The sequence below is a fragment of the Herbaspirillum lusitanum genome (assembly GCF_046025995.1).
Classification (GTDB): domain Bacteria; phylum Pseudomonadota; class Gammaproteobacteria; order Burkholderiales; family Burkholderiaceae_D; genus Herbaspirillum; species Herbaspirillum lusitanum_A.
The window spans coordinates 69,552-85,339 of record NZ_JAQQFM010000003.1; the positions used below are offsets into that span (position 1 = coordinate 69,552).

General features: G+C 61.6%; 14 protein-coding genes. 4 read left to right on the forward strand and 10 right to left on the reverse strand.

Going from position 1 to position 15,788, the window contains the following annotated elements:
• Positions 1-27: 27 nt before the first annotated feature.
• Positions 28-1,737, forward strand: a complete 1,710-nt coding sequence (gene dhaL, locus PQR62_RS06200; protein WP_408155881.1) for a dihydroxyacetone kinase subunit DhaL — start codon at positions 28-30, stop codon at positions 1,735-1,737.
• A 98-nt stretch (positions 1,738-1,835) separates the two neighbouring features.
• Here dhaL and PQR62_RS06205 read toward each other — a convergent pair whose 3' ends face one another.
• Positions 1,836-2,408: a methylated-DNA--[protein]-cysteine S-methyltransferase gene (locus PQR62_RS06205; RefSeq protein ID WP_408155883.1), complete on the reverse strand. Its 573-nt coding sequence runs from the start codon at positions 2,406-2,408 to the stop codon at positions 1,836-1,838.
• A 250-nt stretch (positions 2,409-2,658) separates the two neighbouring features.
• On the opposite strand from PQR62_RS06205, the gene PQR62_RS06210 reads away from it, so the two are divergent.
• The gene (locus tag PQR62_RS06210; protein ID WP_408155885.1) at positions 2,659-3,606 is read left to right on the forward strand and encodes a DNA-3-methyladenine glycosylase family protein; all 948 of its coding nucleotides are present in this window, start codon (positions 2,659-2,661) and stop codon (positions 3,604-3,606) included.
• Positions 3,607-3,632: 26 nt separating this feature from the next.
• Here the strand turns inward: PQR62_RS06210 and PQR62_RS06215 are convergent, their stop codons facing one another.
• The 8 genes from PQR62_RS06215 to PQR62_RS06250 all read right to left on the reverse strand — a co-directional run bounded on the left by PQR62_RS06215 (position 3,633) and on the right by PQR62_RS06250 (position 12,555).
• Positions 3,633-4,547 (reverse strand): MBL fold metallo-hydrolase, encoded by a 915-nt coding sequence (locus PQR62_RS06215; protein WP_408155887.1) that lies wholly within the window; start codon positions 4,545-4,547, stop codon positions 3,633-3,635.
• Between the two features lie 15 nt (positions 4,548-4,562).
• A complete protein-coding gene (locus tag PQR62_RS06220; RefSeq protein WP_408155889.1) occupies positions 4,563-6,590 on the reverse strand; it encodes an acetyl/propionyl/methylcrotonyl-CoA carboxylase subunit alpha in 2,028 nt (675 codons plus the stop codon).
• 134 nt (positions 6,591-6,724) lie between these two features.
• Complete coding sequence (locus tag PQR62_RS06225; protein WP_408155891.1) at positions 6,725-7,780, reverse strand: DUF4410 domain-containing protein; 1,056 nt, start codon at positions 7,778-7,780, stop codon at positions 6,725-6,727.
• Positions 7,781-7,953: 173 nt separating this feature from the next.
• The gene (locus tag PQR62_RS06230; RefSeq protein WP_408155893.1) at positions 7,954-9,576 is read right to left on the reverse strand and encodes a carboxyl transferase domain-containing protein; all 1,623 of its coding nucleotides are present in this window, start codon (positions 9,574-9,576) and stop codon (positions 7,954-7,956) included.
• An 80-nt stretch (positions 9,577-9,656) separates the two neighbouring features.
• On the reverse strand, positions 9,657-10,082 hold the full coding sequence (locus PQR62_RS06235) for a YchJ family protein (RefSeq protein WP_408155895.1): 426 nt from the start codon (positions 10,080-10,082) through the stop codon (positions 9,657-9,659).
• Positions 10,082-10,684: a 2-hydroxychromene-2-carboxylate isomerase gene (locus tag PQR62_RS06240; protein WP_408155896.1), complete on the reverse strand. Its 603-nt coding sequence runs from the start codon at positions 10,682-10,684 to the stop codon at positions 10,082-10,084. Before PQR62_RS06240 ends, PQR62_RS06235 begins: the two co-directional genes overlap by 1 nt.
• 60 nt (positions 10,685-10,744) lie before the next feature.
• On the reverse strand, positions 10,745-11,929 hold the full coding sequence (locus PQR62_RS06245) for an isovaleryl-CoA dehydrogenase (RefSeq protein ID WP_408155898.1): 1,185 nt from the start codon (positions 11,927-11,929) through the stop codon (positions 10,745-10,747).
• A gap of 149 nt (positions 11,930-12,078) precedes the next feature.
• Positions 12,079-12,555, reverse strand: coding sequence for a MerR family transcriptional regulator (locus tag PQR62_RS06250; protein WP_408155899.1), 477 nt, complete (start codon positions 12,553-12,555; stop codon positions 12,079-12,081).
• Between the two features lie 283 nt (positions 12,556-12,838).
• Between PQR62_RS06250 and PQR62_RS06255 the strand changes: the two genes are divergently transcribed.
• A complete protein-coding gene (locus tag PQR62_RS06255; protein ID WP_408155900.1) occupies positions 12,839-13,903 on the forward strand; it encodes an MBL fold metallo-hydrolase in 1,065 nt (354 codons plus the stop codon).
• A 114-nt stretch (positions 13,904-14,017) separates the two neighbouring features.
• Here PQR62_RS06255 and def read toward each other — a convergent pair whose 3' ends face one another.
• Entirely contained in the window at positions 14,018-14,542 is a 525-nt protein-coding gene (gene def, locus PQR62_RS06260; RefSeq protein ID WP_408155903.1) for a peptide deformylase, read from the reverse strand.
• Between the two features lie 323 nt (positions 14,543-14,865).
• Here def and PQR62_RS06265 point away from each other — a divergent pair, with 323 nt between their 5' ends.
• The gene (locus PQR62_RS06265; protein WP_408155905.1) at positions 14,866-15,753 is read left to right on the forward strand and encodes a hypothetical protein; all 888 of its coding nucleotides are present in this window, start codon (positions 14,866-14,868) and stop codon (positions 15,751-15,753) included.
• The last annotated feature ends 35 nt before the right edge of the window (positions 15,754-15,788 follow it).

A 15,788-nucleotide genomic window follows, 5' to 3' on the forward strand; every position in this document is an offset into this window, starting at 1 on the left:
GTACAGACAAGACCAACAAGGAGAGACATGAAAAAGCTCATCAACGATGTATCGCAAGTGGTACCGGACATGCTGGCCGGCCTGGCCGCGCTCAATCCGCATCTGTCGCTGTTGCAGGGCAAAAACATCGTGCTGCGCAGCGACGCCGAAGCGCTCAAGAGCAGCGGCAATGTAGCCCTGATCTCGGGCGGCGGCGCCGGGCATGAACCGGCGCATGGCGGCTACGTCGGCGCCGGCATGCTGAGCGCCGCAGTGGTCGGCGAAGTATTCACCTCGCCTTCGACCGACGCCGTGCTTGATGCGATTCGCGCCGTAGCCGGCAAGGCCGGTGTCCTGCTGATCGTGAAGAACTACACCGGCGACCGTCTCAACTTCGGCCTGGCGGCCGAGATTGCGCGCGCCGAAGGCATCGCGGTCGAGATGGTGGTGGTGGCCGACGATGTGGCGCTGGCGGCCAATGGCGAAAACGCCGGCCGTCGCGGTCTGGCCGGCACCGTGCTGGTCCACAAGATCGCCGGCGCCGCCGCCGCCGAAGGGGCGACGCTGGCGCACGTGGCCGAAGCTGCGCGCGATGCCGCGGCGGCGCTCGGCACCATGGGAGTGGCGCTGACGCCGTGTACCGTGCCGGCGGCCGGCAAGCCCGGATTCACGCTGGCCGACGGCGAGATCGAATGGGGTCTCGGCATTCACGGCGAAGCCGGCGTCGAACGCGGCGCGATGCTGCCGGCCGACGCCATCGTCGCCCGTCTGCTGGATCAGGTCGTGCAGGATCTGTCGCTGCAAAAGGGCGAGCGCGTGGCCTTGCTGATCAATAATCTGGGCGGCACGCCGCCCAGCGAACTGGATATCGTCGCCGAAGATGCGCTGCGCAATCTGGCGGCGCGCGGCATTCAGGTGGAGCGCGCCTGGGCCGGCACCTTTCTGAGCGCCCTGGAAATGGCCGGGATATCGCTGACGCTGTTGCGGCTGGACGATCAACGCCTGCGCCGCCTTGATGCCGGCACGCACACCAGCGCGTGGCCGACGCTGGGAGGGCGGATTGCGCAAGTGATTGCGCGCCCGGCGCCGACGGCACCGGCGGTCAGCGCCGGCCAACACATGGCGCCTGAGGCCGGCTTGCGTCGCGTGATCGAAGCGATCTGCGCCTGTCTGCTGCAAGCGGAAGACGAATTGACCGAGATGGACCAGCGCGTCGGCGACGGCGATCTCGGCATCAGCATGGCGCGCGCTGCGCATGGGATGCTGGACGAGATCGACGGCTGGCCGGCGGAGACCGAACCGGCCGCCGTGCTGCGCGCCATGTCGGCCACCATCCGCCGCGTGGTCGGCGGCACCTCGGGGCCGCTGTACGCCATCCTGCTGATGCGCGCCGCCGCATCGCTGGATCAGGCCAAGTCAGAAACGCGCCCCGCTCAGCGCTGGGCCGATGCCTTCACGGCGGCGGTTGCAGGTGTGATGGAACTGGGCGGCGCACGTCCCGGCGACCGCACCATGATCGATGCCCTGACTCCGGCGGCGCAAGCGCTGCAGAGCGGGCTGACGGAGGGCAGGGACTTGCCGGCCGCGATCGACTCCGCCGTGGCTGCAGCAGCTACCGGCAGCGCCGCCACTTCATCCATGACGCCGCGCCGTGGCCGCTCCAGCTACATCGGCGAGCGTGCGCTGGGCCATGTCGATCCGGGCGCGCATGCTGTGGCCTTATGGCTGGCTGCCTTGCGCGACGCACTGAAAGTCTGAGGCCGAAGGCTGTGTGCAAATGAAAATGTCCGTCGCTTGCGACGGACATTCATGGTGAGGCTGCGGATTGCAACAAGGTCCGATCTGACATCAATGAACTAGTCCAGCAAGGACATCTGCCGCTCATCCGCGCTGCGCCGTGCGGTGGTTTTTGCGGTCAGGTTTCTGGCTTGATGGCCTTCCACCGCAGGCATGCAGCCTTCCAGCGCCAGCAGTATTTCCTTGGCCTTCAGGCCGCCGGCGAATCCGGTCAGCGCACCGCCGGCGCCGATCACGCGGTGGCAGGGCGCGACGATGGAAATCGGATTACGGCCATTGGCAGCGCCCACTGCGCGCACCGCCTTTTCGCTGCCGACCTGACGCGCAATTTCGCTGTAGCTGCGTGTCTCGCCGAAGGGAATCGTCAGCAATGCGTTCCATACTTTCTGTTGAAATGCGGTGCCGGAGAAATCCAGCTGCAGCGCGAAGTGGCGACGCTCGCCGGCAAAATATTGCTGCAACTGACGCTCGGTTTCGAGCAGCATGGGATGCGCGAGGTCTTCACGCATTTCACCCAGCCGCACGCGATCGGGCCGGTCCTGCTCCCAAAGAATGGCGGCCAGCGCCGCACCGCGCGCCACCAGCGTGAGCTTGCCGACCGGGCTGTCCATGAGTCTGAATACGTGTGCCATTCCTGGTTTCCTGAATTTCTGAATTCGGTGATAAGCGGCTGCTGCAGTCTGCGCTGCGGGCTGGCACCGGCGCCGCATCAATCTCGCATGAACGCGTGCCCGTATCCGATACTGCGCACCGCAATGCATTCCGGCGATCTGCTTCACTGCAAACAGCGCACAGTGTAGCGCAAGGCAGAAAGCAAGAAACGGCGTAGCGCCAATCGGCGCGAGAGAGAATAATGCGCCTATCCATGTCCACGGAATTCACATGCCTTCAACCTCGCCCGCACTCATCGCCGTCCGCGAATTACCCTTCCTCCCGCCGTTCGACTGGGCGCGCATGCTGCGGTTTTTTGCCGGCCGCTCCACCGCCGGGGTGGAGGCGGTGGAAGACGGAAACTATCTGCGCGCCATCGAGTGGAAGGGCGACAGCGGCACGCTTGCGGTCTGCCGTCATGCCGACAAGGACAGCCTGATGGCGACCCTGGAAGGCCCGGTCAGCCGCCACGCCGATGAACTGGTCGCGCCGTTGTCGCGCATGTTCGATCTGCACGCCGATCAGCGTCTGATCCGGCGTCAACTCGGCGCGGATGCCTGGTTCAAGCCCTTGCTGAAAGCAGCGCCGGGTTTGCGCGTGCCGGGTGCGTGGTCGGCCTTTGAACTGGTGGTGCGCACCATCGTCGGCCAGCAGGTCAGCGTGAAGGCGGCGACCACCATTGTCGGCCGTCTGGTGCAGCGCGCCGGCGAGCCCATCGCCGGCCATCCGCATGCGGCCACGGCATGGCGCTTTCCGACGCCGGCGGCGCTGGCTGCGGTCAATCTGGATGCGATCGGCATGCCCGGCAAACGCGTCGCCGCGATTCAGGGTTTTGCGCACGCGGTGGCGGTCGGCGATGTGCCGGTGGATGGTGGACTCGATTCGGTCGCCGGTTTGTTGCCGGCCCAAGTCATCGATTTGAGGAAGGCGCTGCTGGCATTGCCCGGCATCGGCCCGTGGACGGTGGAGTATGTCGCCATGCGCGCCTGGCGCGACAGCGATGCCTGGCCGGCCACTGATCTGGTGCTGATGCAGTCGATCACGGCACGCGATCCGGCCCTGGTCAGCGCCGCCGCTCAGCGTGCGCGCGCCGAACTCTGGAGTCCGTGGCGCGCCTATGCGGCGATGCATCTGTGGAATGAAATTGCAGATCGCCAGGGGGCGGCGCGCGGTGGATGAAGAGGCCGGATTCTGGCGGGTTCCGTTCAGGCATCCAGCAAGAATTCGCCATCGCTGCGGGCGGCGCCGGCGCGTTCCAGTTGCGCTGTCACCCAGTGCGCCAGACTCTCCTCATCCATCTGCATGAAGCGGCGATTGGCGGCGTTCAGCAGCGGTATCTCGCGCAGCATCGCCGGCAACTCACTGAGCGCAATGCGCTGACGCTCAAGCAGCAGGAATTTGATCAAGACCTTGATGCCGTTCTGCGCATTGCGCAGCGGATCTTCCTGCATGTATTGCAAGCGTGAAAAGGCGCGCTGCAACGCCGCCCCGACGTCGTCAAACGGTGCGCCATGACCGGGAATGACCAGCCGCACATCGAGTTGCGCGATCAGCTCCAGCGTCGCCTGCGCCTCGGCGAATCCCGATTCGCCCTCCAGCTCCGGGAAGATGATGCCGAAGCCGTTCTGCCACAGCGCATCGGCCGAAATCAGCACGCCTTCCTGCGCACAATAAAAAATCAGTGAATGCGGATCGTGGCCCGGCGCCGCCAGCGCCTGCCATTGCAGATCGCCGAGTTGCAGCAAGGCGCCGTCGGCGATTGTCTCGTCAAAGCTGAAGCGCGGACATTGCTGGCCGGTGGCGCGATAGCTGAGCGCCTGCTGATCCCAGCGCGCGACCTTATCGGTTTCCGCGGCCGGAATCGCGGTACGGCACTGGAACGCCTCTTGCAGCAGTGCATTGCCGCCGCAATGATCGGAATGCAGATGCGTGTTGAGCAGCCGGTCCAGCGTGCGCGTGCCGAGCACGTGGCGCACCAGCGCCAGCGTCTGCGGCGCATGCGTGACGTAGCCGCTGTCGACCAGCGCGGTTTCTTCGCGGCCGATGAAGAGGATGTTGTTGGCCGACAGCCAGCCGCGTTCAAGCACGTGCATCCCGACCGGAAGCTGTAGCTGGCTCATGGCGCGGTAGCCGCTTCAGGCCGCTTTGAACTCAAGCAACTGCGCGCCTTCGCTCACCTGATCGCCCACCAGATACAGCACATCCTCCACGGTGCCGCCGGCCGGCGCGGCGATGGTGTGCTCCATCTTCATGGCTTCCATGATCAGCAGCGGTGCGCCTTTCTCGACCACCGCGCCTTTCTGCACCAGTACGGCGACGATCTTGCCCGGCATCGGCGCGGTCAGGCGGCCGCCTTCCGCCTCACTATCGCCGGCATGGCTGAGCGGATCGAGGTAGCTGAGTTGCCGATGCAGGCCGCCGCAGAACACGTGGAAGATTTCGCCACTGCGCACGACATTCCCCTGCACGCGGCGGCCATCCAGCGCAAGCTGCAGCCAGCCGTCCTGCATGGACGGCAGAGACAATTCCGCGATCTGTTCAGCGCTGTGCAGACGCCAGTGTTGACCGGCGCTGGCGTACTCCAGCGTCAGCGCATAGGGCTGCGCCTCGTCCTCGAATTGCAGGCCGCGCAACAGCGAGGCATTCATGCGCCAGCCGCTGCTGATCGACCACGGATCACTGCTCTGTTGTTGTGCCTGTTCCGACATCAGTAGCGCAGCCGTGGCCAGCGCCAATGCATCGAGTGGCACGGCCGCCGCCGGAGGGAACAGACTCTCGCGGCGGCGTTCGATCAGGCCGGTATCCAGATCGGCGCCGGCGAAGGCCTGATCCGCGATCAGTCTTTGCAGAAAGCCGATATTGGTCGCCAGCCCCACCACCTGATATTGCGCCAGCGCCTGCGCCATATTGCGCAGCGCGGCCTCGCGATCAACACCCCAGACGATCAGCTTGGCGATCATCGGATCGTAGAAGGGCGAGATGGCGTCGCCCTCGCGCACGCCGGAATCGATGCGCACCGCAGCCGGCGTTCCGTCTTGCAGGCCGAGCGCAAACTCGACCGCCGGCGGGGTGCGCAGATGTTGCAGGCGGCCGATGGATGGCAGGAAACCCTTGTCCGGATTCTCGGCATAGATGCGCGCTTCCAGCGCATGACCATGGATGTGCAGCTGATCCTGGCGCAGCGGCAATGCTTCGCCCGCCGCCACGCGCAATTGCCATTCGACCAGATCGAGGCCGGTGATCATCTCGGTCACCGGATGCTCGACCTGCAGGCGCGTATTCATTTCCATGAAATAGAAGGCGCCGCCGTTAGCCGATGTGGAATAGTCCGCAATGAATTCCACCGTGCCGGCGCCGACATAGCCGACCGCCCTGGCGGCCGCCACCGCCGCCTGTCCCATCTCGGCGCGGCGCTGTTCGCTGAGACCGGGAGCGGGCGCTTCTTCCAATACCTTCTGATGGCGACGCTGCACCGAGCAATCGCGTTCAAACAGATAGACGCAATTGCCCAGGCTGTCGGCGAACACCTGAATCTCGATATGGCGCGGTCGCGTCAGATATTTTTCGACCAGCACCTTGTCTTCGCCGAAGCTGCTGATGGCTTCGCGTTTGCACGACGCCAGCGCGGCGTCGAAATCGGCCGAGCGCTCGACAATGCGCATGCCCTTGCCGCCGCCGCCCGCGCTGGCTTTCAGTAACACCGGATAGCCGATGCGGTCAGCCTCGCCGCGCAGGAAGTCGCTGTCCTGACGTTCGCCGTGATAGCCCGGCACCAGCGGCACCGCAGCCGTTTCCATCAAAGCCTTGGCCGCAGATTTCGATCCCATGGCGCGGATGGATGCGGCCGGCGGGCCGATGAAGATCAGGCCGGCGTCGGCGCAATCCTGGGCGAATTGCGCGTTTTCCGACAGAAAGCCGTAGCCAGGATGGATCGCCTGCGCGCCATGCGCCAGCGCGGCGGCAATGATCTTGTCGCCGCGCAGATAGCTTTCCTTGGCGGCCGCCGGGCCCAGCAGCACGCTTTCGTCGCAGGCACTGACATGCTTGGCCTGCGCGTCTGCTTCGGAATACACGGCAACCGTTCCGATGCCGAGCTTGCGTGCGGTCGCGGCAACGCGGCAGGCGATTTCGCCGCGATTGGCGATCAGAATTTTGCTGAACATCTTGTCTCCTCCAATGTGACCAGAATTTCCTTCCGTCCGAAGCCTGTGGTGCGACAGGGCTTCAGTGGAAAATGTCTGTGGCCGACAGGTGAGGCAGAAATGTTCGTGCGAATTTCCTGATCACTTGTCGGGCCTTATTTTTCTGCCGGTGGTGCCTGTACCTTTTGAATCGTTGTTCCTGCATTCTGGCTGGCGAGGATTTCTTCCAGCATTTTCTTGCGCATGGCCTCGCGCGCCAGGTCATCGCTTTGCCAGACCACATGGTCGTCGATGGCATAGGGATAACACGTGCCCTTGGACTTCGACTCGCAAACGGCAAGCGCATTGGATAAAGCGTCTTTGCCGATGCGATAGGCCCAGGCGCCGCCGGCTGCAATCACATAGACGCGCGGATTCGGCCGGGTCAGATACAACGCATAACTTTCTTTGGCGCGCTGGTTCACATAGGGAATCGCGTCGGCATTTCCTAAGGGTGCAAAGCTGCTGTCTTCCGGCACGGTGAAGTTGTGTTTCGCGCCGGCCCTTGCGGCAGCCGGTCTTTCCGTTTTCGACGTGCCGGTAAGCTTGGTGGTGCTGCCTTCGCGTGCCGTGGCCACCAGCGCATTTCCTTCATCCTGCTGGCGGGCGCGCACCACGCGCGGCTGGCCTGCGTCCTGCTTTTCCCTTTTTACATTCGTCGCTTCGGTCTTGCCAGTCAGCTCGGCGATGGTCAGCTCGGCGAATTTTCCGTACAGCCAGTTCATGCGCGTGCCATCCTGCCCGCCACCCCATCCGCCCAGTCCGTACGACGCCGAGACGTCAAATGAATGGACCGGTTTGCCGTCACGATTCAATACTTGAACCGTGCCATCAACAGAATCCGTACCCGCCATGATTCCCCACATCACTGCGCTGAGCGCCGAACGAATCCGGAAGCGCGTAATGGTGACCTGCAAGCGATACGATGAATCACTTTTCAGCAGCGATTGCCCATCGAGTTTCCGCTCAAGATAGCCGAGTAAATCCTTGGTGCTGAATTGCGTATTGTTGGTCTGCAATTTCTGCGCTTCGTCCGTCATCCGGATTTCAACTTCGGCCACCGAGTCCAAAGCGAAGTCCGATTTCAAGGCATTGTTTTCACGATGGACCGTGCCTGCACAACCACAAAGAACAAAGATGCTTAGCAGAATTGAAACCCCGTATTTCCACATTTCCCCCACCCTCTTCTTCTTGTCGAAACCTCAAATTCTAATGGCATTCAAAGGGGAAACAACGACACATATCAAGACGTCGATGAGGATTTTTTGTTCGGTATTTCGCGTCAGCATTTTGTAAGTAATTTGACAGAATTCAACGCCGCCGGCTGTTCTGTGCTTCTGCTGATTTACATGCGGAACACGCCAAACTTTGTTTCTTCAATCGGCGCATTCAGGGCCGCACTCAATCCCAGCGCCAGCACCGTGCGGGTATCGGCCGGATCGATCACGCCGTCGTCCCACAGGCGCGCCGAGGCGTAATAGGGATGGCCCTGATGTTCGTATTGCGCGCGGATCGGATCCTTGAAGGCGGCTTCTTCCTCGGCGCTCCAGCTGCCGCCTTTGGCTTCGATGCCGTCGCGTTTCACAGTGGCCAGCACGCTGGCCGCCTGCTCGCCGCCCATGACCGAGATGCGCGCATTCGGCCACATCCACAAAAAGCGCGGCGAGAAAGCGCGGCCGCACATGCCGTAATTGCCGGCGCCGAAACTGCCGCCGATGATCAGCGTCAACTTGGGTACGGCGGCGGTGGACACCGCTGTCACCATCTTGGCGCCGTTGCGTGCGATGCCTTCGTTTTCATATTTCTTGCCGACCATGAAGCCGGTGATGTTCTGCAAAAAGATCAGCGGAATCTTGCGCTGACAGCACAGCTCGATGAAGTGGCTGCCCTTGAGCGCCGCCTCAGAAAACAGGATGCCGTTGTTGGCAATGATGCCGACCGGCATGCCGTGCAGATGCGCGAAGCCGCACACCAGCGTGGTGCCGTAGCGCGCCTTGAATTCGTCGAATTCACTGCCGTCGACCACGCGTGCAATCACTTCGCGCACATCGAAGGGCTTGCGCGTGTCGACCGGGATGATGCCGTACAGCTCATTCGCCGGATACTTCGGTTCCTGCGGCTCGCGCAGTGCCAGTTGCTGCGGCTTCTTGCGGTTGAGATTGCCGACGATGCTGCGTGCAATCGATAGCGCGTGCAGATCATTCTGCGCCAGATGATCGACCACGCCGGACAGCCGTGTATGCACGTCGCCGCCGCCCAGTTCTTCGGCCGTGACGACTTCACCGGTCGCCGCTTTCACCAAAGGGGGGCCGGCCAGAAAGATGGTGCCCTGATCCTTGACGATGATGGACTCGTCGCTCATGGCCGGCACATAGGCGCCGCCTGCGGTGCATGAACCCATCACCACTGCGATCTGGGGAATGCCTTTGGCCGACAGATTGGCCTGATTGAAAAAGATGCGGCCGAAGTGATCGCGGTCGGGGAAGACTTCATCCTGATTCGGCAGATTGGCGCCGCCGCTGTCGACCAGATAGATGCAGGGCAGGTGATTGAATTCGGCAATCTCCTGCGCGCGCAGATGCTTCTTGGCGGTCATCGGATAATAGGTGCCGCCCTTGACCGTGGCATCGTTGCAGACGATCACGCATTCCTGGCCGGCCACGCGGCCGATGCCGGTGATGATGCCGGCCGAGGGCGCGGCGTCGCTGCCGTCCTTGTCCGGATACATGGCATAGGCCGCCAGTTGCGAAAACTCCAGAAACGGCGTGCCGGGATCGAGCAGCATCTGCACGCGGTCGCGCGGCAGCAGCTTGCCGCGCGCCAGATGTTTGGCGCGCGCATGCTCGCCGCCGCCCTGTGCGATCGCCGCAATTTTTTGTTTCAGGTCATCGACGATGCTCTGCATGGCAGCGCTATTGTTCTGGAAATCCTCACTGCGCGTGTTCAGCTTGCTTTCGATCTGCGGCATGGTCGGTCCTCATTGTCTCTGGTGTTGTAGCGCGGCTCTTATTTGCGTGGCAGGCGGCCGCCCGTTTGATCCGGCGTGGCTTATTCGTCGTCGGGGAAGCTGCCGTCGACGTAGTACCAGCGTTTGTTGCCCTGTTCATCTTCGCGCCGCTCGAAATTGCTGACTTCGTGCAGGCGATGCGCACGGCCGCCGACCTTGAAGCGCGCGATGAATTCCACCGTGGCGAGGTCGCTGTCCCTGAGGTGTTTGTGCTTGACGATGTTGAGGCCTATCCACTTGACGTCGTCTTCGCCGCTGACGGCGTCGTCGGGCAAGGTCTCGCTGGCCCAGGTCGATTTCAGATAGGCTTCGTCGCGCAAGGAGAATGCCGTGTAGCGCGAGCGCATCAGCTGTTCGGCGCTGTCGGGGATCGCCGCGCCGCTGATGAAGCGGCCGCAGCATTTGGCGAACAGTCCACCGCCGCAGGGGCAATCCTTGACTTGGTTTTTATCGGTCTTGCCGGCCATCAGATCTTTCCGTTTTTCAAAAATGCATCGAGTTGCGTAAAGCGATCGAAGCCCCAGAAGGCTTCGCCGTCGACGATCACGAAGGGTGAGCCGAACACGCCGCGCTCCATCGCGCTGTCGATCGCCTGCTTGAGTTTGTCCTTGATGTCTTGTTCGCCCAGTGCAGTTGCCAGCGCCACCCGGTCAACGCCGAGATCGGCCGCTATGCCGACCACCTTGTCGGTCTGGCTGATGTCGATGTCTTCGGTGAAATAGGCGCTGTAGATGGTCCTGGCGAAGGGCACCGCCTTGTCGGGAAGCTGCTCCTGCAGCCACAGCATGGCGCGCGCAGCGACCTGGCTGCCGATGGGGAAATTGCTGGGCGGCGTGAACAGCATGTTGTGAAAGCGCGCAGTGCGTTGCATGTCGTGGCGCGAGTAATCGCCCTTCATCGGAATCGTCACCAGCGGCGCGGTGCCGACCGCCTTGAACACCGGCCCCAGCAAGACCGGATGCCAGTTCACCTGACGCTCGTATCTGGCCGCCAGCTTGTCGATCTCCAGCGAGCCGAAATAGCCGTAGGGCGAACTGAAGTCGAAGTAGAAATCGATGGGTGCTTTCATGCTGTTCTGATCCTTGTCTGGTTGAGTCTGCTGCTGCTGGAGTTGCTGTCGCCTGTCGTTTTACAGCGTATCGGCGAACAGTTCGCGGCCGATCAGCATGCGCCGGATTTCGCTGGTGCCGGCGCCGATTTCGTAGAGCTTGGCGTCGCGCCACAGGCGCCCCACCGGATATTCGTTGATGTAACCGTTGCCGCCCAGGGCCTGGATCGCCTCGCCTGCCATCCAGGTTGCCTTCTCTGCCGAATACAGAATCGCGCCGGCGGCGTCCTTGCGCAAGGCGCGCGCCTGTTCCGGCGACCTGGCGCGGTCGCAGGCCTGACCCACCGCGTAGACATAAGCCTTGCAGGCCATCATGGTGGAATACATGTCGGCCAGCTTGCCTTGCATCAGCTGGAATTCGCCGATGGCCTGGCCGAACTGCTTGCGGTCGTGAATGTAGGGCACCACCGTATCCATACAGGCCTGCATGATGCCAAGCGGTCCGCCGGACAATACCGTGCGTTCGAAATCCAGGCCCGACATCAGGACATTGACGCCGCGGCCGACGCCGCCCAGCACGTTGTCGACTGGTACTTCGCAATCGCGGAACACCAGTTCGCCGGTGTGCGAGCCGCGCATCCCCAGCTTGTCCAGTTTTTGCGCGACCGAGAATCCGGGATAGCCCTTTTCCACCAGAAAGGCCGTCATGCCGCGTGCGCCGGCCTGCAGATCGGTCTTGGCGTAGACCACCAGGACATCGGCGTCGGGGCCGTTGGTGATCCACATCTTGCTGCCGTTCAGGACATAGCGGTCGCCCTTGAGATCGGCGCGCAATTTCATGCTGACCACGTCGGAGCCGGCGTTCGGTTCCGACATCGCCAGTGCGCCGACGAAGTCGCCGGAAATCAGCTTGGGCAGATACTTTTCTTTTTGCGCATCATTGCCGTTGCGCTTGATCTGGTTGACGCACAGATTGGAGTGCGCGCCGTACGACAGGCCGACCGACGCCGAGGCGCGCGAGATTTCTTCCAGCGCCACGATGTGCGCCAGATAACCCATGCCGGCGCCGCCGTAACGTTCGTCGGCGGTGATGCCGAGCACGCCGAGATCACCCATCTTCTTCCACAGATCCATCGGAAACTGATCGCTGCGATCGATCTCGGCGGCGCGCGGCGCGATCTCCGCCTGCGCGAATTGCGCGACGCTGGCGCGCAGCGCTTCAATGTCTTCTCCGTGGTCGAAACTCAGGCCGGGCAAATGCATCATGCTTGTCTCCTCTGCTGGAATATGGATGAAATGAGTTCTTGTGCTCAGATTCGTGGTCGGGAAATCATACGCTTAATTGACGTTAACGTTAACCAAATTGCCCGATTGCTGTTTTTAATGCGTTGCGGAAAGCGGCCAGGGACTGCGATTCAGGCCGCAGATTTTCTGCCTGTGCTGCGAGTTGTCGGTGTCACAGAATGACTTGTGGCGGCGCGCCGGCTGGTCCTTTTTTCCGGCTTGCCGGGCCCGCCCTGTTGCAGCAATTGCAGACATTCGGCTTCATGTGCGGCGATTTCGCTGAGCGTCAGATCGAGGTCTTCGCGCTGCCGCTCCAGCTTTTCGCGATGTTCATGCAAGACCTTGAGAAAACGCTGCAATTGCGCTGCGCTGTCTTTCGGCGATGCATACATATCGACCAGGCTCTTGATCTCCGACAAGGTGAAGCCCAGCCGCTTGCCGCGCAGCGTCAGCTTGAGCCGCGTGCGTTCGCTGCCGGCGTAGACGCGATTGCGACCGCCGCTGCCCTCGCGCCTGGGACTCAGCAGCCCCTGATCTTCGTAGAAGCGGATGGCGCGCGGTGTGATGTCGAATTCCTGCGCCAGTTCTGTGATGGTATAGGTAGGCATGATTGCGATCGGCGGATGAAAACGAAATGAATTGAAGCGTGATGAAAACTGGCGGAGCACGGGACTGCGCATCTTGCTCAAACTTGTTAAGCTTGTGACTTGCTGCCGTTCGCAGCGGCAGATTATTTCATCGCCTCTGCGGCGAATAGTCATGCCGGAAAATCTGTGTGTTTTGCGCTTTACGTTAACGTAAAGTATATTCAGCCATTTCGTCCAGTGAAAAAATATTGCCGGCGATTTCTGCGCCGGTTTTTATTGCTCATCAATCAATGTCAGGTAATTCATGAACGCTCTTGAAGCCCAGCTCGAATACGCATACGGCGACGCTTTGCCGGAACCTGGCACGACCAGAGAAGTCGCGCCCGGCATTCTGTGGCTGCGCATGGGCTTGCCGTTCGCGCTGGATCACATCAATCTGTGGCTGCTGGAAGATGAACTGGAGACCGAAAGCGGTCTGCAGCGCGGCTGGACCGTGATCGACTGCGGCATTGCTACCGAGGCGACGCGCGAGAGCTGGGAAACGATTTTTGCCAACGATTTGCGCGGCCTGCCGATTCTGCGCGTGCTGGTCACGCATTGCCATCCCGATCATGTCGGTCTGGCCGACTGGCTGTGCCAGCGCTGGCAGGCGCCGTTGTGGATGAGCACCGGCGAATATGCTTTCGCGCGGGTGATGTCGGCGGCCTTGCCGGGCGCCGAGGGCACGGCGGCGACGCCGCATTTCCAGAAGCATGGTCTGGCCGATAGCGAGCTGCTGAAAAAGCTGCAGGGCCGCAATACTTACTATCAGGAACTGGTGCCGCGTGTACCGTCGGCTTATACGCGCATGCACGATGATTATCCGGTGCGCATAGGCGGCCGGGACTGGCGCGTGATCACCGGTTTCGGCCATTCGCCGGAGCACGTTGCGCTGTATTGCGCCGAGAGCAATGTCTTGATTTCGGGCGATATGGTGTTGCCGCGCATATCGACCAATGTGTCGGTGTTCGCCATCGAGCCGGAGAGCAATCCGGTGCAGTTGTATCTGGATTCGCTGAAGAAATTTGCCGGCCTGCCGGCCGATGCGCTGGTGCTGCCTTCTCATGGCAAACCGTTTCGCGGTCTGCACACGCGCATTCGCCAGTTGAACGAACATCATGCCGACCGTCTGGCCGAAGTGGTCGAGGCCTGCGCGACACCGCAGTCGGCGGTAGATATCTTGCCGGTGATGTTCCGCCGCCCGCTGGATTCGCATCAGGTCTCGTTCGCACTGGGTGAGGCCGTGGCTCATCTGCACAAGCTCTGGTATGACGGCGTGTTGCGGCGGCAGTTGGGTGAAGACAAGGTGTATCGGTTTCAGACGATCTGAGGAGATGTTGCCGAGTCGCCTTGCTTGAGGCGCGATATTGCGGCGGCAATGAAAAAAGCGATGTGCATGCACATCGCTTTTTTTACATCCTGCTCAACGTCGTGTCGCTCGAGATCATCCGTTGGCGGCGGTCTTCTTCAACTCGCGTTCTTCCTTCTGCATCTTGGTCTTGATGCGGTTGCGCTTGAGCGGCGACAGGTATTCCACGAAGACCTTGCCCTTGAGGTGATCCATTTCATGCTGGATGCAGACCGCCAGCAGATCATCGGCTTCCAGTTCAAACGCCTGACCGTCGGCATCGAAGGCGCGCACCTTGACGCGCGCCGGCCGTTCCACGCCGTCGTAGATGCCCGGTACCGACAGGCAGCCTTCATCGTAGACCCGCTTCTCTTCGCTGGACCAGAGGATTTCCGGATTGATGAAGGGGCGCAATTCCTTGCCGTCGTCGGAGACGTCGATCACGATGACTTGCTCGTGCACGTCGACCTGGGTCGCGGCCAGACCGACGCCCGGCGCGGCATACATGGTTTCAGCCATGTCGGCGACCAGTTTTTTGATGCGTTCATCGAACACCGTGACCGGCTTGGCGATCTTGTGCAGGCGGGGATCGGGATAACGCAGAATGTTCAGTAGTGCCATACGCTTTTGCAAAGAGAGACGGGGTGGACCAAATCAGAATACAGATTGCTGTTGCTGCCTGGTGATAAGGGATTGCCGGGCCTGCCTTCTTAACGGCGGGTGCAGCAAATTCTTTCGGGATTATTCATTAAATGCGGACTGCCCTTGTGACTTCAAGCGCCAGTCGGCAGAATCGGTCGCCTTGCTTTTGTTGTCTTGCGGGAAATGATCCGGTCTTCAGTCGCCCTATTCCAGTTGATGTTCAGGGCTGCGGTTTTCAGGCGGAAGCCTGGTCGCTGAAGAGGGCTGATTCCTGCGAGCAAGCGCTTTCAAGGTCAAATTCTGTGAAAAATTTTAGCACAGCGTCTCTGTTTCTCTGTTGTTTCAACGCCGCGAACGCTGCGCCTGCGTCGGATCATTTACGGGCATTCGCTGCCACGGATGAGTTTGGCGAACATGCAGAAGGGCCGCACACCTCGCCGCGCGAAGTGCGGCGACCTTCGGTGCGGGTTTCTTCCTTGGCCTTGGTTTCATCAGCATCTGCTCGGATGGTGTGGCCGGAGGTCGCACCGAAACTCATGGCGCTTGAGGATCAAGATAGCTTTGATGACTATCCGAAGATCATGGCGGGCTCCGATGGCAGGCGCTATTTCGGCGCCGGCGATCAAGTGCGAATCAGCGCCTTGCCATCCCACATGGCAGGGCACAGACGCTTTCAGATAGTGCGTGTCGGCGCCGTGTTGCGCAACCCGCGCGCTGATGAAAACCTGGCTCGCAGTATCGGCCTGGTGGGTGTGGCAACGATCGCGCGGCCGCCATCCGTTTCCGCCGAGCCGGCAAGGATGATGCTGATTTCGCAGGCCTTGCGCGAAGTGGCAGCAGGCGATGTGTTGCTGCCGATGGAAGATACGCGCATGGACGCATCGTCGGCGACATCTCAGTTGCGACATGATCTCAAGCCACAGGTACTCTTGCTGCAGGATGGGCTGACCCAGGCAGGGCCGCAGCAATGGCTGCTGATTGACAAGGGCACAAGAGACGGGCTGCGCGCAGGCATCGAATTTGATTTATTGCGCGCCGATGCCGAAGACGCCGCCGGCGCAAGCCATGCGCGCCTGCGCATCATCAGCGTATCGACCAAGGCTGCTTCGGCAGTGCTCCTGAGCGCACGCGAGCCGGTGCTGATCGGCGATGTCGGGCGTCTTGCTTCAGACGGTATGGTGCAGCCGTGACTTCTCCTTTGTCGGGCGGCTTGCCCTATCCGGCA

Bases quoted from the DNA above. Each gene is read 5' to 3' on its own strand.
- PQR62_RS06255 (WP_408155900.1), top strand. From the start codon at position 12,839: ATGAACGCTCTTGAAGCCCAGCTCGAATACGCATACGGCGACGCTTTG.
- PQR62_RS06215 (WP_408155887.1), bottom strand. From the start codon at position 4,547: ATGAGCCAGCTACAGCTTCCGGTCGGGATGCACGTGCTTGAACGCGGC.
- PQR62_RS06250 (WP_408155899.1), bottom strand. From the start codon at position 12,555: ATGCCTACCTATACCATCACAGAACTGGCGCAGGAATTCGACATCACA.
- PQR62_RS06205 (WP_408155883.1), bottom strand. From the start codon at position 2,408: ATGGCACACGTATTCAGACTCATGGACAGCCCGGTCGGCAAGCTCACG.
- PQR62_RS06210 (WP_408155885.1), top strand. From the start codon at position 2,659: ATGCCTTCAACCTCGCCCGCACTCATCGCCGTCCGCGAATTACCCTTC.
- PQR62_RS06235 (WP_408155895.1), bottom strand. From the start codon at position 10,082: ATGGCCGGCAAGACCGATAAAAACCAAGTCAAGGATTGCCCCTGCGGC.
- dhaL (WP_408155881.1), top strand. From the start codon at position 28: ATGAAAAAGCTCATCAACGATGTATCGCAAGTGGTACCGGACATGCTG.
- PQR62_RS06220 (WP_408155889.1), bottom strand. From the start codon at position 6,590: ATGTTCAGCAAAATTCTGATCGCCAATCGCGGCGAAATCGCCTGCCGC.
- def (WP_408155903.1), bottom strand. From the start codon at position 14,542: ATGGCACTACTGAACATTCTGCGTTATCCCGATCCCCGCCTGCACAAG.
- PQR62_RS06230 (WP_408155893.1), bottom strand. From the start codon at position 9,576: ATGCCGCAGATCGAAAGCAAGCTGAACACGCGCAGTGAGGATTTCCAG.
- PQR62_RS06240 (WP_408155896.1), bottom strand. From the start codon at position 10,684: ATGAAAGCACCCATCGATTTCTACTTCGACTTCAGTTCGCCCTACGGC.
- PQR62_RS06225 (WP_408155891.1), bottom strand. From the start codon at position 7,780: ATGTGGAAATACGGGGTTTCAATTCTGCTAAGCATCTTTGTTCTTTGT.
- PQR62_RS06245 (WP_408155898.1), bottom strand. From the start codon at position 11,929: ATGATGCATTTGCCCGGCCTGAGTTTCGACCACGGAGAAGACATTGAA.